At 70.7% G+C, this 23,707-nt stretch carries 24 protein-coding genes and 1 riboswitch; of the genes, 12 read left to right on the top strand and 12 right to left on the bottom strand.

What is annotated here, in order from left to right; translation table 11 throughout:
• Positions 1 to 19 precede the first annotated feature (19 nt).
• The 5 genes from ACFYPG_RS13655 to ACFYPG_RS13675 are packed head-to-tail and all read right to left on the bottom strand — an operon-like array spanning position 20 to position 5,491.
• A complete protein-coding gene (locus ACFYPG_RS13655) occupies positions 20 to 775 on the bottom strand; it encodes an ATP/GTP-binding protein (RefSeq protein ID WP_387352096.1) in 756 nt (251 codons plus the stop codon).
• Complete coding sequence (locus tag ACFYPG_RS13660) at positions 753 to 1,241, bottom strand: DUF742 domain-containing protein (protein ID WP_387352098.1); 489 nt, start codon at positions 1,239 to 1,241, stop codon at positions 753 to 755. The genes ACFYPG_RS13655 and ACFYPG_RS13660 overlap by 23 nt, the downstream gene beginning before the upstream one ends.
• A complete protein-coding gene (locus ACFYPG_RS13665; RefSeq protein WP_355005864.1) occupies positions 1,238 to 1,711 on the bottom strand; it encodes a roadblock/LC7 domain-containing protein in 474 nt (157 codons plus the stop codon). Before ACFYPG_RS13665 ends, ACFYPG_RS13660 begins: the two co-directional genes overlap by 4 nt.
• On the bottom strand, positions 1,708 to 4,326 hold the full coding sequence (locus tag ACFYPG_RS13670; RefSeq protein WP_387352100.1) for a nitrate- and nitrite sensing domain-containing protein: 2,619 nt from the start codon (positions 4,324 to 4,326) through the stop codon (positions 1,708 to 1,710). Before ACFYPG_RS13670 ends, ACFYPG_RS13665 begins: the two co-directional genes overlap by 4 nt.
• Positions 4,313 to 5,491, bottom strand: a complete 1,179-nt coding sequence (locus tag ACFYPG_RS13675; RefSeq protein WP_387352102.1) for a hypothetical protein — start codon at positions 5,489 to 5,491, stop codon at positions 4,313 to 4,315. Before ACFYPG_RS13675 ends, ACFYPG_RS13670 begins: the two co-directional genes overlap by 14 nt.
• A 372-nt stretch (positions 5,492 to 5,863) precedes the next feature.
• On the opposite strand from ACFYPG_RS13675, the gene ACFYPG_RS13680 reads away from it, so the two are divergent.
• Positions 5,864 to 8,728: an alpha/beta fold hydrolase gene (locus ACFYPG_RS13680; RefSeq protein WP_387352104.1), complete on the top strand. Its 2,865-nt coding sequence runs from the start codon at positions 5,864 to 5,866 to the stop codon at positions 8,726 to 8,728.
• Positions 8,728 to 9,594, top strand: a complete 867-nt coding sequence (locus tag ACFYPG_RS13685; protein WP_357193983.1) for an ABC transporter permease subunit — start codon at positions 8,728 to 8,730, stop codon at positions 9,592 to 9,594. Before ACFYPG_RS13680 ends, ACFYPG_RS13685 begins: the two co-directional genes overlap by 1 nt.
• Here the strand turns inward: ACFYPG_RS13685 and ACFYPG_RS13690 are convergent.
• The 4 genes from ACFYPG_RS13690 to ACFYPG_RS13705 form a co-directional block, all read right to left on the bottom strand.
• Positions 9,584 to 10,189: a DUF4232 domain-containing protein gene (locus ACFYPG_RS13690; protein WP_387352106.1), complete on the bottom strand. Its 606-nt coding sequence runs from the start codon at positions 10,187 to 10,189 to the stop codon at positions 9,584 to 9,586. The genes ACFYPG_RS13685 and ACFYPG_RS13690 overlap by 11 nt on opposite strands.
• Before the next feature lie 79 nt (positions 10,190 to 10,268).
• Positions 10,269 to 10,523, bottom strand: a complete 255-nt coding sequence (locus ACFYPG_RS13695; protein ID WP_387352108.1) for a hypothetical protein — start codon at positions 10,521 to 10,523, stop codon at positions 10,269 to 10,271.
• Positions 10,511 to 10,759, bottom strand: a complete 249-nt coding sequence (locus tag ACFYPG_RS13700) for a DivIVA domain-containing protein (RefSeq protein ID WP_387352693.1) — start codon at positions 10,757 to 10,759, stop codon at positions 10,511 to 10,513. The genes ACFYPG_RS13695 and ACFYPG_RS13700 overlap by 13 nt, the downstream gene beginning before the upstream one ends.
• A 485-nt stretch (positions 10,760 to 11,244) precedes the next feature.
• Positions 11,245 to 11,799, bottom strand: coding sequence for a hypothetical protein (locus ACFYPG_RS13705; protein ID WP_387352110.1), 555 nt, complete (start codon positions 11,797 to 11,799; stop codon positions 11,245 to 11,247).
• A gap of 197 nt (positions 11,800 to 11,996) precedes the next feature.
• Here ACFYPG_RS13705 and ACFYPG_RS13710 point away from each other — a divergent pair, with 197 nt between their 5' ends.
• The 3 genes from ACFYPG_RS13710 to ACFYPG_RS13720 all read left to right on the top strand — a co-directional run bounded on the left by ACFYPG_RS13710 (position 11,997) and on the right by ACFYPG_RS13720 (position 13,616).
• Positions 11,997 to 12,227 (top strand): winged helix-turn-helix domain-containing protein, encoded by a 231-nt coding sequence (locus tag ACFYPG_RS13710; RefSeq protein ID WP_355005855.1) that lies wholly within the window; start codon positions 11,997 to 11,999, stop codon positions 12,225 to 12,227.
• 338 nt (positions 12,228 to 12,565) lie between these two features.
• Positions 12,566 to 13,207 (top strand): hypothetical protein, encoded by a 642-nt coding sequence (locus ACFYPG_RS13715; protein ID WP_355005854.1) that lies wholly within the window; start codon positions 12,566 to 12,568, stop codon positions 13,205 to 13,207.
• Positions 13,194 to 13,616: a hypothetical protein gene (locus tag ACFYPG_RS13720; RefSeq protein ID WP_355005853.1), complete on the top strand. Its 423-nt coding sequence runs from the start codon at positions 13,194 to 13,196 to the stop codon at positions 13,614 to 13,616. Before ACFYPG_RS13715 ends, ACFYPG_RS13720 begins: the two co-directional genes overlap by 14 nt.
• Before the next feature lie 180 nt (positions 13,617 to 13,796).
• On the opposite strand, the gene ACFYPG_RS13725 is transcribed toward ACFYPG_RS13720, so the two are convergent.
• Positions 13,797 to 14,060, bottom strand: coding sequence for a hypothetical protein (locus ACFYPG_RS13725; protein WP_355005852.1), 264 nt, complete (start codon positions 14,058 to 14,060; stop codon positions 13,797 to 13,799).
• 417 nt (positions 14,061 to 14,477) lie between these two features.
• On the opposite strand from ACFYPG_RS13725, the gene ACFYPG_RS13730 reads away from it, so the two are divergent.
• Positions 14,478 to 14,933: a DoxX family protein gene (locus tag ACFYPG_RS13730; protein ID WP_355005851.1), complete on the top strand. Its 456-nt coding sequence runs from the start codon at positions 14,478 to 14,480 to the stop codon at positions 14,931 to 14,933.
• Positions 14,934 to 15,191: 258 nt separating this feature from the next.
• Here ACFYPG_RS13730 and ACFYPG_RS13735 read toward each other — a convergent pair whose 3' ends face one another.
• Complete coding sequence (locus ACFYPG_RS13735) at positions 15,192 to 15,497, bottom strand: ArsR/SmtB family transcription factor (RefSeq protein ID WP_387352114.1); 306 nt, start codon at positions 15,495 to 15,497, stop codon at positions 15,192 to 15,194.
• Positions 15,498 to 15,588: 91 nt separating this feature from the next.
• On the opposite strand from ACFYPG_RS13735, the gene ACFYPG_RS13740 reads away from it, so the two are divergent.
• The 4 genes from ACFYPG_RS13740 (at position 15,589) to paaN (ending at position 21,062) form a co-directional block, all read left to right on the top strand.
• A complete protein-coding gene (locus ACFYPG_RS13740; protein WP_387352116.1) occupies positions 15,589 to 16,551 on the top strand; it encodes a DMT family transporter in 963 nt (320 codons plus the stop codon).
• A 68-nt stretch (positions 16,552 to 16,619) separates the two neighbouring features.
• Positions 16,620 to 16,755: riboswitch (SAM riboswitch) on the top strand.
• Between the two features lie 10 nt (positions 16,756 to 16,765).
• A complete protein-coding gene (thrC, locus tag ACFYPG_RS13745) occupies positions 16,766 to 18,052 on the top strand; it encodes a threonine synthase (protein WP_387352118.1) in 1,287 nt (428 codons plus the stop codon).
• 266 nt (positions 18,053 to 18,318) lie between these two features.
• Positions 18,319 to 19,338, top strand: a complete 1,020-nt coding sequence (locus tag ACFYPG_RS13750) for a GNAT family N-acetyltransferase (RefSeq protein ID WP_387352121.1) — start codon at positions 18,319 to 18,321, stop codon at positions 19,336 to 19,338.
• 50 nt (positions 19,339 to 19,388) lie between these two features.
• Positions 19,389 to 21,062, top strand: coding sequence for a phenylacetic acid degradation protein PaaN (paaN, locus tag ACFYPG_RS13755; protein ID WP_387352123.1), 1,674 nt, complete (start codon positions 19,389 to 19,391; stop codon positions 21,060 to 21,062).
• A 166-nt stretch (positions 21,063 to 21,228) separates the two neighbouring features.
• On the opposite strand, the gene ACFYPG_RS13760 is transcribed toward paaN, so the two are convergent.
• The gene (locus ACFYPG_RS13760; protein ID WP_387352124.1) at positions 21,229 to 21,759 is read right to left on the bottom strand and encodes a GNAT family N-acetyltransferase; all 531 of its coding nucleotides are present in this window, start codon (positions 21,757 to 21,759) and stop codon (positions 21,229 to 21,231) included.
• A 324-nt stretch (positions 21,760 to 22,083) separates the two neighbouring features.
• Between ACFYPG_RS13760 and ACFYPG_RS13765 the strand changes: the two genes are divergently transcribed.
• Together ACFYPG_RS13765 and ACFYPG_RS13770 are read left to right on the top strand one after the other, a co-directional pair.
• Positions 22,084 to 22,287, top strand: a complete 204-nt coding sequence (locus tag ACFYPG_RS13765) for a cold-shock protein (protein ID WP_355005844.1) — start codon at positions 22,084 to 22,086, stop codon at positions 22,285 to 22,287.
• A 96-nt stretch (positions 22,288 to 22,383) separates the two neighbouring features.
• The gene (locus ACFYPG_RS13770; protein WP_387352125.1) at positions 22,384 to 23,535 is read left to right on the top strand and encodes a hypothetical protein; all 1,152 of its coding nucleotides are present in this window, start codon (positions 22,384 to 22,386) and stop codon (positions 23,533 to 23,535) included.
• Positions 23,536 to 23,707 lie beyond the last annotated feature (172 nt).

The following is a 23,707-nucleotide window of genomic DNA, read 5'->3' on the forward strand; positions in this document are numbered from 1 at the left end:
ACGGCCGGAGCTGGTCGGCTCAGGCCCTCCTGTCCCGGGTGGCGCGGTCCAGCGCGCGGTCCAGGACGACCAGTAGTGCGTCCCGCACCGAGAGCCGGTCGCGGGCATCGAACTGCACCAGGGGCACATGATCACCGATGGCCAACGCCCAACGGATCTCGCCGAGCTCCAGGGCCAGTCGCCCGTCGAAGGCGTTGACCCCGACGACGAACGGCAGACCGGCCCGCTCGAAGAAGTCGATGGCCGGGAAGGAGTCGTCCAGCCGGGCGCTGTCCACCACCACCAGCGCGCCGAGCGCACCCCGGGCCAGGTCGTCCCACATGAAGCCGAACCGGGTCTGCCCCGGCGTGCCGAACAGGTAGAGCTTCAGACTGCGGTCGATCGTCACGCAGCCGAAATCCATCGCCACAGTGGTGGTGGTCTTGGTGGACCGGGCACCCGGGTCGTCCACCCCGATCCCGGCGGTGGTCATCTCGGCCTCGGTGGTCAGGGGCGCGATCTCGGAGATGGCACCCACTGTGGTGGTCTTGCCCACCCCGAACCCGCCGGCGACCAGGATCTTGACCGGGATCGGCGGTGCGGCCGGCTTACCTGTCGAAGGGCTGGACCCCGCCCCGGACGGGGGCCGGTACGGAGGCGGTGCGGTCGGCGGCGGGCCGGCCCGCCCGACTATCGGCCCGGTGCCCGGGGACATGCCGTAACGGGCGGTGGCGCTGTTCGCGGCGACCCCGCCGAGCGGGGCGACCGGCCATTCAGGAGATCGCACGGAGTCCATCAATCACTCGCAGGATGAGATCGGGGTCGACAGCGTCGTCGGTGTCGGTCACGTGCACGTCCAGGTGCCCGGCGGCGCGTAGGTCGCCGACCAGGACCCGCGTCACGCCGAAGTGCAGTCGGGCGCGGGCCGAGATCTCGGCCACCGAGATCGGCTCGGCGCAGAGCGCGATGATGGTCTGAAGTTCCGGTGCCAGCAGCGCGCCCGGTGGGCCGGCCCACCAGCCGCTGTCCATGCGGGCGGTCACCTGGGTCTCCAACCCGATCGCCGGGTCGGCACCCGCGACCCGCCCGGAGGTGAGCACGAACGGACGGGGACCGCTCGGCTGGTCCGCGTCCGGCTCCGTCTCGGGCAGCGCCGGTGTCGCCGCCGCGCCCACCCCGGTCGGGGGTGACGTGCGCAGGTACGGCCGGATCCGAACTCTCGGGTCCGGATCCGGATCCTCACCGGCGACGTCGGGGGTCACTGCTGAACGGCGTTCTTCAACTCGACGATCAGTCGCGGGGTCAGGGCACCACCGGCCCGCCCGGCGAAGAGCGTCATCTCGTACGCGACGGTGCCCAGGTTCGCCGAACGGTCGGCGACCACCCCGAGCACGGAACCGCTGCTGATCGCGCTGATCAGCAGGTAGCCGTCGGCCATGTCGACGATCACCCGGTTCAGGCCGCCGAGGGCGTACCAACTGGCGGCACCACCGGCGAGGCTGGTCATCCCGGACACGACGGCGGCCAACCGCTCCGCGTTGGACCGATCCTTGATCGCCGACATGGCCATCAGCAGGCCGTCCGAGGAGACGGCGATCGCCTCCAGGACCCCGGCGGTGCTGGAGGTGAAGGAGTCCAGCAACCAGTTGAACGTACGGGCCTCCGGGCTGAGGTCCCCATTGGCGCTGGGCTGACTCTGTTCGACGTTGTCGTGCAGGAAGGGGCTGGTCACCGTGATGATCCTTCTTCGTTCCGGTGGTCGGGGCTGACTTCGCGGAGAGCGCGGGCGACGCCCGCCTCGAACTCGCTGATGAGGTCGCGAACCTCGGCCGGGTCACCGAGGTCGGTGCTGGGCGGCTGGCAGACCGGGATGGCCGTGAGGTTCGCTCCCGGCACCCGTCGGCTCAACAGGGGCCGCTCCGGTGCGGCATCGGTCGAGCCACCACCACGCGGCACCATGGGGCCGGCGCCTCCCGGGGTGCTGGGCAGGTCGACGGTCGAGCCCAAGTCCACCACGGCCGCCCCGGCGCCGGCCGACGGGTCGCCGGCCGTCCGCGTCGACGCGCGGTCGAGGCCCGGTGCCACGAGCAGTTCGGCGCGGCGTACACCGGCTTGGAAGGCCTCGACCAGCGCACGGGCGGCGGCGGGGTCAGCGCTGGTGGCGTCCACCGGCCGGGTCGCCGGAGCGGTGGCGTGCAGCGTGGCGCCGGGCACCCGCTGCCGCACCCGTGGCCCGCCCGGCTTGCTCACCGGCTCCGGGTCCGGGGGTTCCGGGGCGGCCTGCTCCGGCTGACCCCGACCGAACGCGTTCCAGGACGGGCCGGTGTCCAGGCTGAGGGTGGCCCGGCTCAGCAGGTCCGAGTCGAAGCGGGCCGGCGCGGCGATGGCCACCGCGCTGGGCCGCGCTTCGTGCTCGGGGTTGGGCGTCGCCGTCGTACGCCGGTCCCGGTCCGGCACCACGGCGCGGGCCACAGTGGCTCCGGCGCGGTCGGCACGGCGCAGCACCAGCGACGTCGACGGGATCTCCAGCTGTGCGGTCACGCCTCCGCCGCCGGTGGCGGCCAGGGCGACCTGCCAGCCGTGCCGACGGGCCAACCGGCCCACCACGAAGAGGCCGAGCACCTCGGTCGGGGCCAGGTCGAGACGTTCCCGGCGGGTCAACCGGGCGTTCTCCTCGGCCAGGCGTTGCTCGCTCATGCCGATGCCGTGGTCCACCACTGTGAGACGTACGCCGAGGCCGGACGTCTCGGCGGCCACCAGCACCCGGGTGTGCGGCGGGGAGAAGACGGTGGCGTTCTCCATCAGCTCGGCCAGCGTCAGGACGAGGTCACCGACCACCGCCGGCGCGGCCGAGACGCCCGCCGGGACCTGCACCTCCACCCGGGTGTAGTCCTCGATCTCACCGAGCGCCAACCGGACCACGTCGGCCAGCGGCACCGGCGCGGTGTGCGCGTCGGCCCCGGCCGAGCCGGAGAGCACCACGAGGCTGCCGGCGTTTCGCCGCAACCGGCTGGAGATGTGGTCGAGTCGGTACAGGTGCTCCAGGCGGCCCGGGTCGGCCTCCTGCTGCTCCAGCCGGTCGATCAGCGCGATCTGCCGACCCACCAGGTTCTGGGTACGCCGTCCGACGTGGCCGAACATCTGCGCCACGTTGCGTCGGCCGGCGACCTGCCGCTCGACCAGCTGCGCCGCGGTGTTCTGCACCCGGTCGAAGGCCCGCGCCAGGTCGCCGATCTCGTCGTTGGCGCGGATGTCCACCGGCTCCAGCCGGACCGCCTGGTGTCTCTCCACCTCGTCGTCGGTGACCCGGACCAGCTCCGCCTCGGCGACCCGGGCGACCCGGTCGGCCGAGCGGGTGAGTCGGGTCAGTGGTCGGGCCACCGTCCGGGCCACCGCCACGCTGAGCAGCACCACCAGCGTCAGGATCAACACCGCCGCGGCACCGACCAGGTACGCGGCGGTCAGCGCGCGCCGCTGCTCGGCCGTCACCTCGGCGAGCACGTCGGCGATCAGCTTCTTCTCGACGAACTGACCGAGCCGGATCATCGTGCGGACGGCCGGGAAGAGCGCCTCCATCGGTACGGGACGGACAGCGGCGGCCGGATCCCGAGCGCTCCTGACCAGGAAGTCGGGGCTGGTACGCGCGGCCACGGCGGCGTCGTTGAGCTGGGCCACCTTGAGCTGCTCGGGCGTGATCAGGCTGCGGAAGCGCGAGTTGTCGACCATGAGCGCGGCGATGCACGCCACGTACCCGGCAGTGGTGTCCGGGGTGCCGATCGCCTTGACCAACAGGCTCAGGGTGGCGCAGGTGCCCAGGCCCTCGTCGGAGCGGAGCAGCCCGTCGAGGGCGAGCACCTGACGGCCCGGCAACGTGTCGGTGTCCACCCCGACCACCAACCGCAGCGACTCGATGATCCCCTTGTTGACCGGGCCGAACGCGTCCATCACCTGCATCGGCTTGGCGGCACCGGCCAGGACGGCGGTGCGCAACTCGACGAGGCGGGACACGCCGTCGAGGGCGCGGTCGACCTGCTCGGTCAGCGCGTCGCTCCGCGCCGCCCGCAGGTCGGCCACCCGGTCGTCCACGTCGGCGGACTTACGGACCAGCTCACCGCGCTCGACCCGGCCGAGCAGGAAGCCGACGGAGAGGATGCGTTCCTGCTGGAGGTCCTGGACCAGGCTGCCGACCCGGCTGGCGAGCCGGACCCGTTCGGCGGTGTCGCCGGCCCGCTGTGCCGCGGCGACGCGGTCGAGCATCACCGGCACGGCCAGACCGACCATGCTGAGCAGCGGAATCACCACGAGCAGCGCGAGCTTGCCGCGGATCCGGAGCCTACCGAGCAGCATCGAACGCCCCCCACTGTGCGGTCTCCGGGTCACGGGTCGCGCCTACCGGTTGCAGCGCACGCGCCTCGTCGGCCGGCGGTTGCCACGGGTCGCGCTGCGGCGGGGTGTCGGGACTCTCCGCGTGGGTTGCGGCCAGGGCGGCCCGCCGTTGTGCCCGGCGACGGGCGGCGACCAGCAACGCGGCGAGCCAGCCCAGCAGCAGGACGGCGACGACACCCGCCCCGGCGGTCAGCCAGCGGTCCCGGTCGAGCCGATCGATGCGCTCGGCCAGCAGGGAGTCCAGTTCGGTGAGGATGACCGGCTGAAGCTGGCGGGCGGAGCGGTGCGAGCTGAGCGCGGCGGCACTCAACTGGCCCGGGTCGACCACGCCGGTGTCCTTGGCCGGCAGGCTGTACCCGGCGAGCGCCTCCACTGAACGCTGGTAGGTGTCCAGTGGGGTCAGCACGTTGGCACCGAGGTCGGTGCTCTCCGAACCGTCCACTGCCGAGCGCAGGTTGTCGACGAGGTCCGCGGCGGGGGTCAGGGCGGACACCCGTAGGCCGGTCAGCTCCAGCAGGCCGCGCGGTTGCTCGGCGGCGGGCCGGCGGGCGACAAGCGTGGACAGGTCGGCCAGCCGACCGGCGCCGATCACCGCCTCGGGAAGCTCCTGGCCGGCGCTGTCCTGGAGGAAGAACGAGTCGGCCTCAGGGTCACGGACCAGCCCGGAACTCTCCCGGACCTTCCGGTGCAGGGCCAGCAGCAGGTCGGAGACCTCGCCGTACGCGGTGTAGGCGGCCTCGGGGTCGGTGGCGCTGCGGCCGCGCAGCGCCTCCAGCTTGGCCCGTACGCCGGCCCAGCGTTCCTGGCTGAGCAGCTCCTTGCCGATACGGGCGTCCACCGCGGCGACCTTCTCGACAGCCTCGTTCAACGCCTCCCCGGCGACGGGGCGACCGTTCACCGCGTTGGACTGGGCCTCCACGAGGGCGTCGGTGACCGCCGCCAGCGCGGTGAGGTACTGCACGCCGAGCCGTTCCCGGGCGGCGAGATCCCGGTCGTCGGTGACCTGCCGCCAGTTCGACGTGACGAGCAGGCCCAACGGTGCCAGCAGCGCTCCGATGAGCAGCAGGGGCAGCAGCCGGCCCAGCGTGGACGGCCGTCGACGGGCCCGCGGCGCGGGGACTGTCATGTGTGTCTCCTCCGGCGTGGGGCGCTGATCGGCGCGGCGTCGGGCTGGCCGACAAGTCCCGTGCACCGGACCGGAAAACTAATCGAACCGCCGCCTGGTCAGACCTCACTCGGGGAGTCAGGTTCGCGTCACTTCGAGTCATGTCACCATTTGTCCGCGTTACCGCCACGCTCCGTGTCCGCTGTGGGTGTGACATGGAGGGATCGAGGTGGATATCTGCGGAAGATCGGAATTCACGGGATCCGAACTCAACTCACTGTGCCGCGTCGGACGGTGCGCGCTCGCACCCCGTCGGGCACCGATCGGGGCAACCGGACGGACGTACGGCGGATCTCAGCCAACGCTCAGGCTGTGGGCCGTACCGTGTGCCGCATGACATCGCCGTCGCCGGCCGCGTGGTTCCGGCGTGCCCTGCCCACCCGCCGCCGGGCGATCGCCGCCGCGGTGGTCGTCGTGCTGTTGGCCGCCGCCGTGACCTGGGCGGTGTGGCCGCAGGGACCGGGCGTACGCACCGAGAGCGCGATGCTCACCGTCCGCTCCGGACCGTCCGGTGACGAACCGGTGAACCTGGACACCACCTTCTATCTGCCGGACGACGCCTCGTCCGGTCGGAAGGTGCCGGCGGTGCTGCTGGCGCACGGGTTCGGCGGCACGAAGGAGTCGGTGCGCTCCGACGCGGAGGAGTTCGCCGGGCGCGGCTACGCGGTGCTCACCTGGACCGCGCGGGGTTTCGGCCGCAGCGGCGGTGAGATCCACCTGGACAACCCGGACTACGAGGTGCGCGACGCCGAGCGACTGCTGGACTGGCTGGCCGCCCGGCCGGAGGTGCGCACCGACGCGGCCGGCGACCCGAAGGTCGGTGTGGTCGGCGGCTCGTACGGCGGTGGGTTGGCGTTGTTGCTGGCCGCCCAGGACCGACGGGTCGACGCGATCGTGCCCATGATCACTTGGAACGACCTGTCCCGTGCGTTCCTGCCGGAGAGCACCGGCGGAGCGCCGACCGAGGGCGTGTTCAAGAAGGGCTGGGCCGGCCTCTTCTTCGGCGGGGGCGGCAACGTGGGCTCCGGCCCGGCGGGGCTCTCCGGAGCGGTCGCCGCCCAGCCACAGGGCGCACCGGCGTCGGCCGGCCCGCCCAGCCCCGGGCCGGGGGCCGGCCCTGGCACCGGTCCCGGTGGCGCCCCGGCGGGTGCCGCCGACCCGTCCTGCGGTCGGTTCGCCGCCGACGTCTGCGCCGCGTACCTCCGGATCGCCACCACCGGTCGCGCCGACCTGGCCGCCGTGGACCTGCTGCGCCGCTCCAGCCCGGCCGGTGTGCTGGACCGGATCAAGGCCCCCACCCTGCTGGTGCAGGGCGAGGCGGACACCCTCTTCCCGCTCGGTGAGGCGGACGCGAACGCGCGGGGCATCGCCGCCGCCGGCACCCCGGTACGGGTCGCCTGGTTCACCGGCGGGCACGACGGCGGCAGCGGGCCCCGGTCGGACTCCGACCGGGTGAAGTTCCTGACCGTCCAGTGGCTCGACCACTACGTCAAGGGCGAGGGGGACGCGCCCGGCGACGACTTCACCTGGTCGCGGATCGCCGGCTTCGACGCGCTCGACAGGGGTCTCGTCGCCACCGGTTTCCGCCGCGCCGACTACCCGGGCCTCGCCGGCAACGCCCGCCGGGAGGTGACGGTCGCCGGCCCGGCGCAGCCGATCGCGAACCCGCCGAACGGCAACCCGGCCGCCATCTCCTCGATTCCGTTCGCGGGCGGGCTCGCCTCGCTGCTGGACGGCGTGGCCGGTGACGTGCCCGGCCAGCACGCCCAGTTCGAGTCCACACCGCTGACCGAGGCCGTGGACGTCGCCGGTGCGCCCACAGTCACAGTGCGGGCCGCGTCGCCGACCGGCGAGGCGGTGCTCTTCGTGAAGCTCTACGACGTCGACAAGGACGGGGCGGCCACCCTGCCGAACGGCCTGGTCGCCCCGATCCGGCTCACCGGCCTGCCGCAGCAGGTGCAGGACGCCCGCCCGGTCACCGTGACGCTGCCCGGGATCGTCCGCCGGGTGGAGGCCGGGCACCGGCTGCGCCTGGTGGTGGCCACCTCCGACCAGGCGTACACCACGCCGGCCGCGCCGACCGTCTACACGGTTGCCGCTGACGGTGCGGTCAGCCTGCCCACGGTCAGCGGTGAGCCGATCCCCACCGCGGCGACGATCTGGCGCTGGGTGCTCGCCGGTCTGCTCGCCGCCATCGTGATCGGGCTCGTCGTGGTCGTCGCCCTGGTCCGCCGCCGGCACCGCCGCCAGGACCGCTCGGTGCACCCGGAGTACGCGGACACCCCGCTGGCCGTGCGCGCGCTGCGCAAGGAGTACGCGGACGGCTTCGTCGCCGTGTCGAACGTAGACTTCGAGGTGCACCCGGGTCAGGTCGTGGGTCTCCTCGGGCCGAACGGTGCCGGTAAGACCACCACCCTGCGGGTGCTGATGGGGCTGACCCAGCCGACCGCCGGGGAGATCTACGTCTTCGGTCGTCGGCTGGTGCCCGGCTCGCCGGTGCTGTCCCGGATCGGGGCGCTGGTGGAGGGGCCGGGCTTCCTGCCGCACCTGTCGGGCCTGGACAACCTGAAGGCGTACTGGCGGGCCACCGGGCGGCCGTGGGAGGACGCCCAGTTCGACGCGGCGCTGGAGATCGCCGGGCTGGGTGACTCGGTGCACCGGAGGATCAAGAACTACAGCCACGGTATGCGCCAGCGGCTCGCCATCGCCCAGGCCATGCTCGGTCTCCCCGAACTGCTGGTGTTGGACGAGCCGACCGACGGGCTCGACCCGCCGCAGATCGCCGAGATGCGCCGGGTGCTCCAGCGGTACGCCACGGACGGCCGGGCGGTGCTGGTCTCCAGTCACCTGCTGGCCGAGGTGGAGCAGACGTGCACGCACGCGGTGGTGGTGAACAAGGGTCGGATCGTGGCGTCCGGGCCGGTGGAGGAGATCGTGGGCGAGTCGCCGAGCGTGCTCTTCGACGTCACCGACCCGGTGGCGGCGCGGGCGGTGCTGGACCGGCTGCACGGGGTCACCGTGTTGCCGGAGAGCGACGGCCAACTGGTTGTCGACACCAACGGCACGGCCCGCAGCGAGGTGGTGGCGGAGCTGGTGCGCGCCGGCATCGGGGTGGACCGGGTGGTGCCCCGGCGGCGCCTGGAGGACGCGTTCCTCGCCCTGGTGGGCGAGAACTCTCGGGGAAGCGGTGACCGGTGATGGTTGTTACTGACGCGGGTGAGGCCCGTGGCTACCGGCCGTCGGCCACCATGCCGTTCGGGGCGGAGTTCCGTCGGCAGGCGTCCCGGCGGCGGACCCAGCTGGCGCTCGGGTTCATGGTGTTGCTGCCGCTGATCATCCTGATCGCGTTCCAGTTCAACTCCGGTGGCGACGACGACAACGGCAACAACGAGTTCGCCAGCCTGGTCGACCTGGCCACCTCCGGCGGCCTCAACTTCACCCTGTTCTCGATCTTCGTGTCGGCGTCGTTCCTGCTGGTGGTGGTCGTCGCGCTGTTCTGCGGCGACACGGTGGCCAGTGAGGCGAGCTGGGGCAGCCTGCGGTATCTGTTGGCGATCCCGGTGCCCCGGGCGCGGTTGTTGACGGTGAAGCTGGTGGTCGCGCTCGCGTACTCGGGGCTGGCCCTGCTGCTGTTGGCAGGCACCGCGTTGCTGGCCGGCACCCTGCGCTACGGCTGGTCGCCGCTACGCAGCACAGTCGCCGCCGAGTTGGAACCCACCGAGGGGTTGCTCCGGCTGATGGCCGTGCTGGGCTACCTGGCGGTCGTACTGCTGGTGGTGGCCGGTCTGGCGTTCCTGCTGTCGGTGATCACGGACGCGGCGCTGGGCGCGGTGGGTGGTGCGGTCCTGCTCTGGATCCTGTCCAGCATCCTGGACCAGATCACCGCCCTGGGTGCGCTGCGTGACTTCCTGCCGACCCACTTCAGCACCGCCTGGCTGGGTCTGCTGTCGACTCCGGTGCAGACCGACGATGTGGTGCGCGGCTGCATATCGGCGGTCAGCTACGCGACGCTGTTCTGGGGGCTGGCGTTCTGGCGCTTCACCCGCAAGGACATCACGTCGTAGCCTTCTTCCAGGCGCTGACGCCGATCCGGCCGGTGTTGCCGAGGTCGATCGGCCCGTCCGGGTCGACCTCCTGCTCCGGCTGCCCGGCGGCGGGCGCCACCGTCAGGAACTCGCCGTTGGTGGCCACCACCGTCGAGTCGGTGACCAGGTTGCGCCAGAGCACCACGGCGGTGGCCCGCTCGTCCGGGGCGAGGGTGACCGGCCGGGCCGGCTGGTCGAAGCCCGAGGTGATCTCCTTGGCGCCGTTGACCACCCGCAGCATGACCGGCTCGCGCTCCTCGTCGAACACGTGCAGCACCGGGTACCCGTTGAGCTGGTAGGGGCTCTCGCCGCAGTTGACCAGTTCCAGACCGAGGGCGCGCAGGCCCATCGCGGCGTCCCCGCCGGTCGACCGGATCCGGACGCCGCTGGCCGGGCACCCGGCCGGCGGCTCGGTGCTGACGGTCGGGCCTGCTTCCGACCTCGACGCGGCGGGCGGCGGTCCGCTCGGGTCCCCACCCTGGCCTTCATGGTCACGAGTGCAGCCGCCGAGCACGAGAGTCGCCAAGACCGCTGCGCCGAACCGTGACCCGGCCGGGGTGCTGGGAGAGATCATCCACCGATCCTCGCGTATGGAGGCGTCTCGCTGGCGCCCGGCGCCGATCCGGCCCAGAAACGACCCGCCGAGGCCCGCCTCACGGTGCCAGGCAGGGTCCGTCGTGGTTGGCCGGGTGCCCGCAGCGGCCTGTCCCGTCGAGCCTGGTGTCGCACCAGACCCGGGTACGCACCAACTGCCGGTCCTCCTCGCTGAGCGTCGTCTCGCCGAAGTCGATGGCGAGTACATGGCCGAGGGAGTGGCGCAGCGCCATGGCCAGCGCCGCAGCGTCGTCGACCCGCCGCAGGGTGGTCGGCAGGTGGATGATCCAGTGCGGTTCGGTCACCGGGACCACCTGCTGTTGGGGGCGGTCGAGGTGTGCCGACAGTCGGTGTGCCGTGACTGCCACTGCCGCAGGGCCTGGCGGATGCGTTCACCCTCGGCGTGTGCGGTGGCGAGATCCCGGGTGAGCCGTTCCAGTTCGTCGGCGACAAGGGTGAGGTAGCCGTACACCTGTGTGGGGTCGAGGCCGCGCCACCGGCGGACGTCGAAGGTGGCAGCACGGACGTGCTGGGGGAGCAGGCGCCGCATGGTCTGGTAGATCACTACTGAACCGCCTTTCATCACCGTTGCCGTAGGGCGTGAGGCGTAGCGGCAACCCCTGCCGAGACTGGGAACAGGTTTCCTGGTAGATCAATGTGTACCGAGCCGGAGGGTCCTGCCGATCTTGCGTTTTCGGCAGTCGATACAGGCGGGATGCCCCCTTTGCCAGGACAGAAAGTGCAAGATCGCGGAGAGGTTGCCCCCGACCTTGTCGATCATGGAGTTTTGGTGCCTGATTTGCTCATCTTGAGGATTATTTGTCACCCACCACAACTCCACGATCGACAAGGCAGTGCGGGTTGACGAACGGCCGCTCGGCCTGACGCAACGGTGTTGACCTCTTTTCGTTCGATGCTGGTACCAGGCGGCACCGGGGCGGGCGGGGTCGGCCGGCACGACCGCGCGTGACGTACCGGCCGGAGCCCGGCACCCACCCCGGGCCTTTTCCTCCCACGGAGGTCCGCGGGCAGGTTTCAGGTGGTGGCGGGTTCCGCGCCGGACAACCCGCCGGTGTACGACGTGAGCGCGGCGACCGCCGTTGACAAGCTCTCGGTCATCAACCCGAGCTGATCGGCGGCCCGGTGCCACTGCCCGGCTGCCGTCTCGGTCGCCGGGTCGCTGGGCCGGTCGTGCTGTTCGGGGCCGATCAGCTGCTGCCCGGCGCTGGCGATCCGGGCCGGGAGCGCACCGATCCGGGCGCGTGCGCCAGCCAACTGCTCCCGCACGGTGTCCAGCACCTCGACCAGAGCGCCGATGGTGGCCCGATCCTGGTGGCCGGCGTCGGCCCGGAGCAGGTGAACGCCGTCGCTGAGCTGCCGCTCGGCGTCGCCGGCCAGGTCGAGTGCGTCCTCGCCGCTGCGGCGCGCCAGCCGGATCGCCGGATGAGCGCAACCCGCGCCGGTCCGTTCCAGCAGCACAGCAGCGGCGGCGACGGCGAGGTACGTCTCGCGCAGCTCGGCCGTCACCTGCTCCACGGACCAGATCGCGCTCGCGGCCGGCACTTCCGTCTCGGTCTCCGACACGGTCACGGATGGACTCCTCTCAAGGGCTAACGGGGGTGCCGGGGCAGCACAGGGGGGGTGCCGCCCCGGCGGGGGAACCACCCAGTGCCTAGCTGGAAGCTCCATCCGCAGCTTTACCGATAATGCCAGTAAAGTCAACGATGCGCTTGAGGTATCTCGCGTGGTTGTGGTCAGATGGGCGTGCCTAGCTGGGAGTACCTCGCATGCCCTCACCACGAAAGTTCGAGCCGCACTACCGACGGATCATCGCTGACATCAGGAAGCGCATTGCCGACGGCGAGTGGCCGCCAGGTCACAAGCTGCCCTCGACCAAGGAGTTGGCGGATATCTACGAAGTGCGTAGCCAGTCGACGGTCCGGCAGGCCATCACGATCCTGATCGAGACTGGCGAGTTGTACGGCCATCAGGGGCTCGGTGTCTTCGTGGCTGATTAGGGTGATTGATTCGGGACTGCGATATGCGTCGATCTCCGATACCGTATCCCCGATGTGCTTCGAGCGGGGACGGGTGGCCAGATGAGCATCGCAGATCTGAAGGCGACCCTTGGTGCTGCCATCGAGTCGGCCCGCCAAGGTCGCCGAACCCTCGATCGAGCGATTACTCAAGCTGAATCAGCCACCGGTGAAGCGGCCCGAGTCCTTCGGGGCAGCCAGCATGCTGAGGTAACCCGCACTCACAGCGCGCTCAGTTCCGCCCAAGCTGAGGTCGGACCGACTCGCCGACGCTTCGATGCCGTTGTCGAGAAGGTAGGCGACTACCGCTCTCAACTCGGGTGACCAGCGTTGGCGAGGTAGTCGCGCACCTTGTGGCGATACGAGCGAACCTCGACAGCGCTGCTGTGACTGCATCTCGTGCACAGGCAGACGCCGAACAGGCGCTCGCGCATCTAGCCGAGGTTCGTCGAGGCGGCACCAACCAACGGCTGGCGGACGCCGCCGCAGATGCCGAAGTCGCCAGGGACAAAGCGGGTCGGTACGCGCGGTTGCTGGCGGATGCCGCCCGGCACATCAGCGCCTACGTGAACGTCATCGCCCCCGGGGTCGCACCCATCGAACCGTCTGTCGACGCTTCCGCGCCCTCGGGCGAGCGCCTGGTCACCGAGGCGGAAGCCCGCGGTAGCAAAGCCGACATCCTGTGGCGGCGGCAGGTCCAGAAAGCGGACGACACCGAAGACGCCTTGAAAAGCAGTGAAAGTGGCGCGAACCAGTTCTACAAGTTCCTCAGACAGGACAATCGCGGCGGATCAAGCACTAGCACGGCCTCGCACGGACCAGCTCAGGAGTCTGCTCAGATCGACAACCCTGTGACGGCGTTGGTGATGGCGGCGGGTGCCCTGGCGGTGATCGCCAAGGCGATGTGGAACTATGGCCAAACTCGACGAGCGAGGAGACGGGACAGCGATGATCAAGCCTGACCTGATCGATTACGTCCGGACGATGATCCGGAGTGACTACGCTGCCAACGAGTCCGTCGGTGCCCGGCTCGATGCCGACGGCTGGGACGGCTTCCCCAGGTTCCTTGCCGCTTTGTTCTTCGTTGCGGTCGACCGACGATTTGGCGAGACCGCAGACCCAGCCGGAGTGATCCGGTTTGTCGCAGATCTGCGTGCCCAGTACGAGGGTGGCCCTGAGATTCGAGCTGAGGACGCCGAGTCGTTGATCCTCTCGACCATCGACCCCTCGCGTGACTATGCGATCAGTCAGGAAATGATCGGACGGATCCAAGCGGCAACGGTCCAGAAGGTCTTCACTGACGAGGCTCTTGCTGACGCCGAGTTGGAGGCGCTGCTCGCGGAGGCAGCCCAACTCGCGTCGCGGGACTGAGGAAGGCCAGCGACAAAAACAACCCACAGTGGCTTCGTCGGAGAGCTGACGACCAGCTACGCCCGCAGTGCAGGCTGCGGTGGGGCACCACCTTGTCGAGCTAGGGTGCTCAGGTTGTCAGCAGTCGAGACTTCTGGTGAATCGCAACCTCCTCTTCTTCTAGGCTCGCGGGTCCGTTGATCAGCCAAGTACATTCATGTAGTTGCGCGCGGCCTGTGAGCTGCCTTGGAGCAGGACCATCGCTTCGACGAGACGTTGCTTGCTCTGCTCGCCACGCGAAATGGCCTCGGCGATCGTCGGGTGGCCGGTGCCAGCGGCAACCGCTCGTAGCCGGGCCAGCGTCTGCTCAGTCGCCTCGATGGCCGCGCGGATCTGCTGCTGGGTGCTGTTGCCCTGCTCGGCGGCCTGAGCGAGTGCGGCCTTGACTTCCTCAATGCTCGCCATGTGGCCCCTCCGGCTGACAGGCGAGAGGCTCTCGCTCCGTGTGTTTGGCCGGACACTATCGGACACCGTCGCCTCGTCGCTGCCCCGCAAAATTGCCACAGTCCGCGAGACGACACCACATCAGAGTTGCCGCCCCGCGTTCGTCGGATGAGCCGATGCGTAGGCGCCGATCTGGAACGCCTCTGCGCGCGAGAATGCGCTTCTGCGGCGATCTTGCAGTTTCGGCTGTCGGTATGAAGCGATGCGTCCCTTGTGTCGGGACAGAAAACGCAAGATCGCGGAGAGAGGGCGGGCCGGGTGAGGAAACGTCCTACCATTTTCAGGAGGGATTTTCCCACCAGCAAGGAAGTTATGACTTTCGATGCCCGCTTGCCTCAGGATCGTGGAGACCCATTCAATCTCCTCGATGGAGGTGCTATGAACGTCTCTCGGCTCGGCGGGCCGACCCTGTCCCTGTTCCGCATCGTGATCGGTCTGCTGTTCACGTTGCACGGCCTGTCCTCGGTGTTCGGGTTGTTCGGCGGCAACCCGATGACTGGCAAGGCGGTACCGTTCGGCACCTGGCCGGGCTGGTGGGCCGCCCTGATCCAGTTGGTCTGCGGCGTACTGGTGCTGGTCGGGCTCTTCGCCCGCCCCGCCGCGCTGCTCGCCTCCGGCTCGATGGCGTACGCCTACTTCGTTGTGCACCAGCCGGATGCCCTGCTGCCGCTGCACAACGGAGGCGAGCTGGCGGCGCTCTTCTGCTGGGCGTTCCTGCTGGTCGCGGCGCTCGGCCCGGGTGCCTGGGCCCTCGACACGCTGCTCGCCCGGCGTCGTACCGACAGCCCTTCGGTCTCGGCTTCGGCGGCCGAGCCCGGCAGGGTGTCCGTCTGATCAGACCCGAACCGCGCGCCGCCGAAGCCTCGACGAGGCGGCTTCGGCGGCGCGCCCGGTCACTGTCGGCCGATGTGCCCCGGCCCGGGGCCGCCCCGACACTCCCGGTCGCGGCGCCACCTCTTCGCTGATGTCGTAGACGATTCAGCTCCACAGCGGCCGTCGGAGATTTGTCCCCGACCGCCGAGGTCACGTGCCGCCGCCAACCGGCTGGTGCGGCCACGCGGACCGCAGCCGCCGAGCGAAGGCGGGGCGGGGTCAGGCCGGCGGGCGCTGGGTGAGGACCGCCTCCAGCAGGCCGGGGTAGAGCTTGTCCAGCTCGTCCCGGCGGAGCCGGACCAGTCGGCTGGTGCCGGCCGCCCGGGTCCGGGTCAGCCCCGCCTCGCGCAGCACCTTGAGGTGGTGGCTGCGGGTCGCCTTGGAGACGCCGAAGTCGAAACTGCCGCAGGCGGACTCGCCGCCCTCGGCGAGCGCCCGGACGATCTGTAGCCGCACGTCGTCGGCGAGTGCGGCCAACACGTTGGTGACCGGTACGGCGGTCAGGTCGGGTTCGTGCGGCTCCATGTGACCAGTGTAACCCTTGTTCGACAACCATCGAACGACGCCCTATGGTCAGTCTCGTTGGTTCGACGATACTCGAACATTGGAGTTGCCGATGCGATCCCGCGCCACCGCGTACCCACTGGTCGCCGTGCTCGGCTGGGGCGTGATGTTCCCGATCCTGGCCAGCGCGCTTCACCGGGTCGACCCGCTCAACCTGACCACCGCGCGCTACCTGCTGGCCGCCGTCGTCCTGGTCGCCATCCTGCTGCTCCGCGAGGGTGCCGGCGCGCTCCGCCACGGCGGCCGGGCGCTGGAGGTGGTGGTGCTCGGAGTGGTCGGCTTCGCGGGCTTCAACCTGCTCACCAACCTGGCGCTCGAACACGCCGCCCCGCAGCAGATCTCCCTCTTCGTGGCCACCACCCCGGTGATCACCCAGCTGGTCCGCTGGGCTCGCGACGGCGTACGCCCGAAGCCGCTCCTGCTGGCCCTCTCCCTGGTGGCGCTCCTCGGCGTCGGCCTGGTGATCACGCGCGGGAGCCTGGCCGGGCTCGGCCAGTTCGGCCTCGGTGGGCTCATGATGATCGGCGCGGTGCTGGGTTGGGGCATCTACACCCACGGCGCCAGCCGGTTCGGTGAGTGGTCGCCGCTGCGCTTCACCACACTGACCGCGCTCGCCGGCACTGCCGCCATGCTCGTCCTGAGCATCGGCGCCGACGCCGTCGGCTGGCAGCACGCGCCGGCCGCCGCCGACCTCGTGGCGGTCGCCCCGCAACTGGCGTACGCCGTGCTGGTGGGCGCCGTGATCGCGGTCCTGGCCTGGAACACCGGCGTGCAGCGACTCGGTGCCGCCAACGCCGCGCTGTTCATGAACCTGGTTCCGGTGACCACCTTCGCGGTGCAGATGGCCCGCGGCTACCGCCCGGAGCCCGTCGAACTGGTCGGGGCCGCCATCACGATCGCCGCCCTGATCGCCGCGAACCTCGCCGCCCGCCCCCGGGCCACGGCGCTGCCCCAACCGAGCGCGGTGACGGACCCGATCGCGGTGACCGACCCCGTCGCGGTGAGTTTCCGCTGACCCAATACCTGGGATCAGTGGTAGCAGCGGCCGACAGCGTTGTCCTAGACTCGACGGCACAACTGAATACCTCATCCAGAGGGGCTGAGGGATACGGCCCGACGACGCCCCGGCAACCACCCCGCGCGCTCACCGCTGAGCGACCCGCGGGGCAGGTGCCAATTCCGTCCCCGCCGCACCGTGCGATGCGGGGAAAGATGAGAGGACTCTCGACATGACGTCGACGCTCGTCGCCTCCGGCATCGACACCGCTGCCAGCCCCGCCCGCGCCCTGGTCTGCCGTGCCTGTTCGGCCCGCTACCCGCTCGCCGCCCAGCACGCCTGTTACGAGTGTTTCGGCCCGCTGGAAGTCGACTACGACACCGCCGCGCTGGCCACCGTCACCCGCGAGCAGATCGAGGCCGGCCCGAACAACATCTGGCGGTACGCCGCACTGCTCCCCGCCGGTCAGGACCCGGCCACCCGGGTCACCCTCGACCCGGGCCTGACCCCACTGGTGGCGGCCCCGCACCTCGCCGCCGAGCTGGGCATCACCGCGCCGCTCTGGGTCAAGGACGACAGCGCCAACCCCACCCACTCGTTCAAGGACCGGGTCGTCTCGGTGGCGCTCACCGCCGCCAAGGCCCTCGGCTTCAGCCGGTTCGCCTGCGCGTCGACCGGCAACCTGGCCAACTCGGTGGCCGCCCACGCGGCCCGCGCCGGGGTGCCCTCGGTGGTCTTCATCCCCAGCGACCTGGAACAGGGCAAGGTCATCACCACCGCCGTCTACGGCGGCGAACTGGTCGCCATCGACGGCTCGTACGACGATGTCAACCGGCTCTGCGGTGAGCTGGTGGAGACCGACGAATTCGAGGACACCGCGTTCGTCAACGTGAACGTCCGGCCGTACTACGCGGAGGGCTCCAAGACCCTCGGCTACGAGGTGGCCGAGCAGCTCGGCTGGCGGATCCCGGCGCAGGTGGTCATCCCGATGGCCAGCGGCGAGCTGCTCACCAAGATTGACAAGGCGTTCTCCGAGCTGGTGGAGATCGGCCTGGTCGAAGCGCCCGCCGACGGCTGGAAGGTCTTCGGGGCGCAGTCCGCCGGCTGCAACCCGATCGCCGTCGCACTGCACGCCGAGACCGACACGATCGTTCCGGTCAAGCCCACCGGCATCGCCAAGTCACTCAACATCGGCGACCCGGCAGCCGGCCTCTACGCCCTGGAGGCGGTCCGCCGCACCGGCGGCTGGATGGAGTACGTCGACGACGACGAGATCCGCGCGGGCATCCGCGATCTGGCCCGTACCACCGGGGTCTTCGCGGAAACCGCTGGTGGGGTCACAGTGGCGGTGCTGCGCAAGCTGGTCGAGTCCGGTCGGCTCGACCCGACGGCCGAGACCGTCGTGTTCAACACCGGCGAGGGTCTGAAGACCATCGACGCGGTGGCCGGCCAGGTCGGGCCGACCCACCACATCAAGCCCTCGCTGCGGGCGGCCCGCGACGCCGGCCTCCTGGGCTGAACGGCCCGCCCGGCACCGGGGCCGAGTGGATCAGTCGGTAACTGGGTTTTCGCTGTGAGTGTGGAAAACCCGCCGCTACGGACTTGACGGCAGGAACCGGACGGCGCAAGATGCTCCGTGCGGGAGGGCATTTCGCCGAAGACTTTTGAAGTTCTTGCGACCCAACGCCGGAGGCGTTGTGCGAGTGTCCCTCCCGACCAACGTTCGATCGGGCCAGCGAGTAATTCGCTGGCCCGATCGCTTTTGTACGGTGCACGCTCACCGGCATGAGCATCACCATCGCGCCGTTCGACGGCGCCGACCGGACGTCGGTCGACGAGGCGTACCGGATCGGGTCGGCGGCCAACGACGCCGACCTGCCGGACTTCCCGCCCTCCTGCCGGCGCCGCTTCGACGCGCTGTTCCACACTCCGATGCCCGGCACCCGGTCGCTCTGGGCGCTGGCCCGTCTGGACGGCGTGCCGGCCGGCTACCTCCAACTGGACCTGCCGCAGCTCGACAACACCGACAACGCCACCGCCGAGCTGCTGGTGCATCCGCAGCTGCGGCGCCGGGGCGTTGGCCGTGCCCTGCACGAGTACGGGCTGCGCCTGCTCCGTGAGCACGGCCGCAAGCGGGTGGTGGCGATGACCGTCTCCGCGCTGCCCGGCGGGCCGGCCCGAAGCGTGGCCGGTGACGCGTTCGCCGCCGCGACCGGAGCCCAGCCCGCTCTCGCCGAGGTACGCCGACGGCTCGACGTCGGCGACATCGACCGGGTCGCTCTGCGGGCGGCGCTCGCCGAGGCACAACCCCGAGCCAAGGGCTATCACTCGGTCTGCTGGCAGGGCTCCACCCCACAGGAGTACGTCGGCGACATCGCCTACCTGGACGGCCGGTTGCTGATGGACGCGCCCATGGGCGACGTGCAGTGGGAACCGGAGCAGGTGGACGCCGAGCGGATCCGCGGCAACGAACGGGCGCTGGACGCCCGGGGCCGGCGGCGCTACCACCTCGGGATGCGACACGAGGCGTCCGGCCGGCTGGTCGCCTGGACCCTGCTGGACGTGGGCGCCGCCGCCGGTTGGCACGCGTTCCAGCAGATCACCATCGTCGACCCGGCCCACCGTGGGCACCGGCTCGGCCTCATCGCCAAGGCGGAGAACCTGCACCACCTGCTCACCCACGAGCCGGCGGTACAGGTGATCGACACCTTCAACGCTGCCAGCAACAGCTACATGGTGTCGATCAACGAACAGCTCGGCTTCCGACCGGTGGACCAGTGGACCGACTGGCAGCTCACCCTCTGACGGGTATCGGCGCTACTGCTCGCGGACCTGACTCAGGCATGATGGCGCACATGACGGAGACCCCGCATCCCCTGTACGACAGGCACGCCGACACCCTCAACCGTGCGCTGACCGCGATCACGGAGCGGGGCTACTGGTCCGCCTATCCCGAATCCCCCAGCCCCCGGGTGTACGGCGAGACCGCCGCCGCCGACGGTAAGGCCGCCTTCGAGGCGTACCTCGGCGGTGACTTTCCGCTCGACCAACCCGGCGCTGGCGTTCGGGTCGCCACCGAGACGAGCCCGTTCGGGGTGGAGTTGGCGGTGCGTTACCCACACGCCGGCCCCGGTGAGCTGATCGACGCCGCCTCCGCCGCGCTGCCGGCGTGGCGCGACGCCGGCCCGCAGGCCCGGGTGGGCGTCTGCCTGGAGATCCTCGACCGGCTGCACAAGCACATCTTCGAGCTGGCCAACGCTGTGCAGTTCACCAGCGGGCAGGCGTTCGTGATGGCCTTCCAGGCCGGTGGCGCGCACGCGCTGGACCGGGCGCTGGAGGCGCTGGCGTACGCGTACGCCGAGATGACCCGGCACCCGGGCACGGCGGGTTGGGAGAAGGCCGCCGGCAAGGGTGACCCGCTGCGGATGACCAAGACGTTCCACGTGGTGCCGCGTGGGGTGGCGCTGGTGATCGGCTGCAACACCTTCCCGACCTGGAACTCGTACCCCGGGCTGTTCGCCTCGCTGGTCACCGGCAACCCGGTGATCGTCAAGCCGCACCCGCGCGCGGTGCTGCCGTTGGCCATCACCGTGAAGTACGCCCGGGAGGTGCTCGCCGAGGCCGGGTTCGACCCGAACCTGATCATGCTGGCGGCCGAGGCGCCCGGTGAGAAGCTCGCGAGTGACCTGGCTCTGCACCGGGCCATCCGGATCGTCGACTTCACCGGCTCCACCGAGTACGGCGACTGGCTGGAGACGCACGCCCGGCAGGCATCGGTCTACACCGAGAAGGCCGGCCTCAACACCGTCGTCGTCGACTCCACCGACGACTTCGCCGGCATGTGCCGCAACCTCGGGTTCACGCTGACCCTCTACAGCGGGCAGATGTGCACCACCTCACAGAACATCCTCATCCCGGCCGGCGGCATCGAGACCGACCAGGGGCACAAGAGCTTCGACGAGGTGGCCGGCGGGATCGCCGCCGCCGTCGGCAAGCTCACCGCCGACCCGGCCCGGGGTGTGGAGCTGACCGGCGCCATCGTCAACGACGGGGTGCTGGAGCGGCTGGCCGAGGTGACCAAGGTCGGCGAGCCGGTGCTGGAGTCGCGGGCCGTGGCCCACCCGTCGTACGCCGACGCGGTGGTGCGTACCCCGACGATCGTGAAGCTGACCGCGGACGACTCGGAAACGTACGGCCGGGAATGGTTCGGGCCGATCTCGTTCGCCATCGCCACCGACTCGACCACGCACAGCCTGGAGCTGCTGCGCCGGACGGTCGGCGAGAAGGGCGCGCTCACCGCCGGTGTCTACTCGACCGACGAGGCGGTGCTGGACGCCACCGAGGCGGTGGCGGTCGAGGTCGGGGTGCACCTGTCCTGCAACCTCACCGGCGGTGTCTTCGTGAACCAGTCGGCGGCGTTCTCCGACTTCCACGGCAGTGGAGCCAACGCGGCGGCCAACTCGGCGCTGACCGACGGGGCGTACGTCGCCAACCGGTTCCGGATCGTTCAGTCGCGGCGTCACGTGTAGTGGTTGCGGTGGGGGTTTCCGGGGCAGCCCGACCCGCTCCGGGCGGTCAGGCTTGATCCCTGCGCGGGTCGGGCTGCCCCGGAAACCCGTTGTGGGCACGGCGGTGGCGTCGCTGCCGGCTTTTTTAGGGCATCTCAGTGGTTCTGCCTTGGGATGGTTCTCTGTTCTAGGCGGGTCGGCGCATCTGTAGCTCGGTTAGGGCTGGGATGTTCGGGTGGGGGACCCGTACCCCGGTGTCCTTGAAGCCCAGGCGCTGGTAGGCGCGGTAGGCGCGGTCGTTGCCGACCACCACCTCCAGCAGCAGTTCCGGCCGGCCACAGGCCCGCGACCAGGCGGCCACCCCGTCGATCAGCTCGCCGAGCAGGCCACTGCCGCGCCAGGTCGGCGTGACGTACACGGCGTAGATCACGGTCAGTCCCGGTTCGTTCGGGTGGGTCGTACCACCGGCGTGCCCGACCAGCCGGCCGCCAGGGTCGGCGACGAACTGCGCGTTACCGGCACCGGCCGAGGTGTACGCGACCCGGGCGGCGAACTCGTTGTGCGGTCGGGCCGCCGCGTCCGCCAGGGTCTCCAGGAAGGCCAACGGCGCGTCGGCCAGCATCTCCAGGCGCAGCGCCCGCATCCGGGCGGCGTCCTCCGGCCGGACCCGGCGGATCTCCGCGAGCCGCACTGTCGGCGAGCCCATGTCGGTGGTCATGTCCGCATGCCTACCACAGGGCAGGGATGGCGTTTCGCGGGCTGGGCCCGATCGCCGTCATCTCGGGGCCGCCGGCGACCGTCCCTCCATTTCGCAATGACGCGGGCGAATCCGGTGGCTCGGGAACCCGGCCGATCAGCGCGGCCGGTGCGCCTCGGAGTGTGTCTGTTTTGTGGCCGTGCGCGGCCGTCAGTCCTCGTGTAGCGTGCGATTTCGGTCACCTTCTTCAATGGCGGTCATCGATCGCTGAGTCGGTGGTCCGGGGCGCCCGGCCGTGCCGTGCGCCGAGTCAGGCAACGCCGGGCAGAGTGAGGGAAGTGCACAGTGGCACAGGGCTCCGTGAAGTGGTTCAACGCCGAAAAGGGCTACGGCTTCATCGCCGTCGACGGCGGGCAGGACGTTTTTGTCCACTTCTCCGCGATCGAAATGGACGGCTACAAGGCGCTGGACGACGGTCAGCGGGTCGAGTTCGAGATCACCCAGGGCCAGAAGGGCCCACAGGCAGAGCACGTACGCGTCATCGACTGAGCTTTCCTGGCCGATCGGCCCCGTGAGTCGGGGCTGCGGCAGGGGCGCGCACCCGGGAAGATCGTGAACCGTTCCAGCCGATGCTGAGGAGCGTTCATGACCGACCAGCCACCCCCGCACACTCCGTCCTCCGGGTCGGGGGAGCCGGACCCGTCCTCGCCCGCCGGCAGCCCCGGTCACGCCGGTCCGCCGCCCGGCTGGGGGCCGGGCACGCCCCCGGCCGGCCCCGCCGGTCCGCAGCCCGGCTGGGATCCCGCGCAGGGTGCCTGGGGTGCGGCCCCGCCACCGCAGGGCTGGGCGTTCCCGCCCACCGGGGGCTACCCGCCCGGGTCGGGTCCCTACGGCGGGCAGCCGTGGTACCCGGGGCCGCCGGTCGGCTGGTATCCGCCCGGTTACGGGTCCGACCCGAACGACGCCCTGGTCACGCCGCCCGGCGCGGGTATCGGCGGCTGGTTCAACCGGTGCGGCGGAGCGCTGCGCCGGGGCTGGCGGCAGTTGGTGCCGATCATGCTGCTCACCCAGGTGCTGCCCGCGGCGGTGCTCTCGGTGGTCTCCCTCGGGCTGGACCCGTCGGCGAAGTGGGCCGCGCAGGCCGAATCGACGTCGACCCCCGCGCTGCCGGACAATTTCGTCGCCGAACTGCTGAGCCTCCTGGTCCTGTTGCTCGGCGGCAGCCTGGTCGTCGGGTTGGTGCAGGCCGTCGGGTGGGCCGCCGGCACCTGGGTGATCACCCAGCAGGCGGCCGGTCAGCCGGCCAGCCTGGAGTCCGCGTTGCGCTACGGCCTGCGCCGGGCACTCGGGCTGTGGGCCTGGACCCTGCTGGTCAGTCTGCTCATCGGCGTCGGTGTCTGCTTCTGCGTGCTGCCGGGCATCTACCTGGCCTTCGCGCTGAGCATGGCCGGCCCGGTCTATCTCTTCGAACGGCACAACCCGATCGGTCGATCGTTCCGGATGTTCCACGACCGGCTCGGCCTGCTGCTCGGACGGGTGGCCCTGGTGGCCGTGGCGGTGATCGTCGGCACGCTGATCCCCGGTGCCCTGGAAGGGATCGGCACCGGCGCGCTCGGAACGGACCCGTTCTCCTCGGCGGGTACCGCGGCCGGGGCGGTGGTGGTGATCGCTATCACCGCGGTGTTGGCCCTGCCGGCCCACCTCGCCCAGATGATCGGTCTGCTGGTGACGTACGTCGAGCAGCGTGCCCATGAGGCGCCGGTGAACAGCGCTGGACTGGCCGCGGAACTCGGCTGAGCGGCGGCATCGTGCTTGCACTCGGCAGGGGAGAGTGCTAAACAAGTCATTGGCACTCGCGTACCGTGAGTGCCAACGGTCGGGACGGTGGGGCCAGGTTGTGCCGGTGTGGAGACACCGGGGCAGCACATGGCCGGTCGTCGCGGGCTATCCGGCCCGGCCGAAGGACGTC

The sequence above is a fragment of the Micromonospora sp. NPDC005553 genome (assembly GCF_042871765.1).
Classification (GTDB): Bacteria; Actinomycetota; Actinomycetes; order Mycobacteriales; family Micromonosporaceae; genus Micromonospora.

Coding starts and splice junctions, on each gene's coding strand:
- ACFYPG_RS13720 (WP_355005853.1), top strand. CDS start 13,194: ATGATCAAGCCTGACCTGATCGATTACGTCCGGACGATGATCCGGAGT.
- ACFYPG_RS13730 (WP_355005851.1), top strand. CDS start 14,478: ATGAACGTCTCTCGGCTCGGCGGGCCGACCCTGTCCCTGTTCCGCATC.
- ACFYPG_RS13740 (WP_387352116.1), top strand. CDS start 15,589: ATGCGATCCCGCGCCACCGCGTACCCACTGGTCGCCGTGCTCGGCTGG.
- ACFYPG_RS13750 (WP_387352121.1), top strand. CDS start 18,319: ATGAGCATCACCATCGCGCCGTTCGACGGCGCCGACCGGACGTCGGTC.
- ACFYPG_RS13735 (WP_387352114.1), bottom strand. CDS start 15,497: ATGGAGCCGCACGAACCCGACCTGACCGCCGTACCGGTCACCAACGTG.
- ACFYPG_RS13710 (WP_355005855.1), top strand. CDS start 11,997: ATGCCCTCACCACGAAAGTTCGAGCCGCACTACCGACGGATCATCGCT.
- ACFYPG_RS13690 (WP_387352106.1), bottom strand. CDS start 10,189: ATGATCTCTCCCAGCACCCCGGCCGGGTCACGGTTCGGCGCAGCGGTC.
- ACFYPG_RS13685 (WP_357193983.1), top strand. CDS start 8,728: ATGGTTGTTACTGACGCGGGTGAGGCCCGTGGCTACCGGCCGTCGGCC.
- ACFYPG_RS13675 (WP_387352102.1), bottom strand. CDS start 5,491: ATGACAGTCCCCGCGCCGCGGGCCCGTCGACGGCCGTCCACGCTGGGC.
- thrC (WP_387352118.1), top strand. CDS start 16,766: ATGACGTCGACGCTCGTCGCCTCCGGCATCGACACCGCTGCCAGCCCC.
- ACFYPG_RS13725 (WP_355005852.1), bottom strand. CDS start 14,060: ATGGCGAGCATTGAGGAAGTCAAGGCCGCACTCGCTCAGGCCGCCGAG.
- paaN (WP_387352123.1), top strand. CDS start 19,389: ATGACGGAGACCCCGCATCCCCTGTACGACAGGCACGCCGACACCCTC.
- ACFYPG_RS13680 (WP_387352104.1), top strand. CDS start 5,864: ATGACATCGCCGTCGCCGGCCGCGTGGTTCCGGCGTGCCCTGCCCACC.
- ACFYPG_RS13700 (WP_387352693.1), bottom strand. CDS start 10,759: ATGCGGCGCCTGCTCCCCCAGCACGTCCGTGCTGCCACCTTCGACGTC.
- ACFYPG_RS13770 (WP_387352125.1), top strand. CDS start 22,384: ATGACCGACCAGCCACCCCCGCACACTCCGTCCTCCGGGTCGGGGGAG.
- ACFYPG_RS13655 (WP_387352096.1), bottom strand. CDS start 775: ATGGACTCCGTGCGATCTCCTGAATGGCCGGTCGCCCCGCTCGGCGGG.
- ACFYPG_RS13670 (WP_387352100.1), bottom strand. CDS start 4,326: ATGCTGCTCGGTAGGCTCCGGATCCGCGGCAAGCTCGCGCTGCTCGTG.
- ACFYPG_RS13760 (WP_387352124.1), bottom strand. CDS start 21,759: ATGACCACCGACATGGGCTCGCCGACAGTGCGGCTCGCGGAGATCCGC.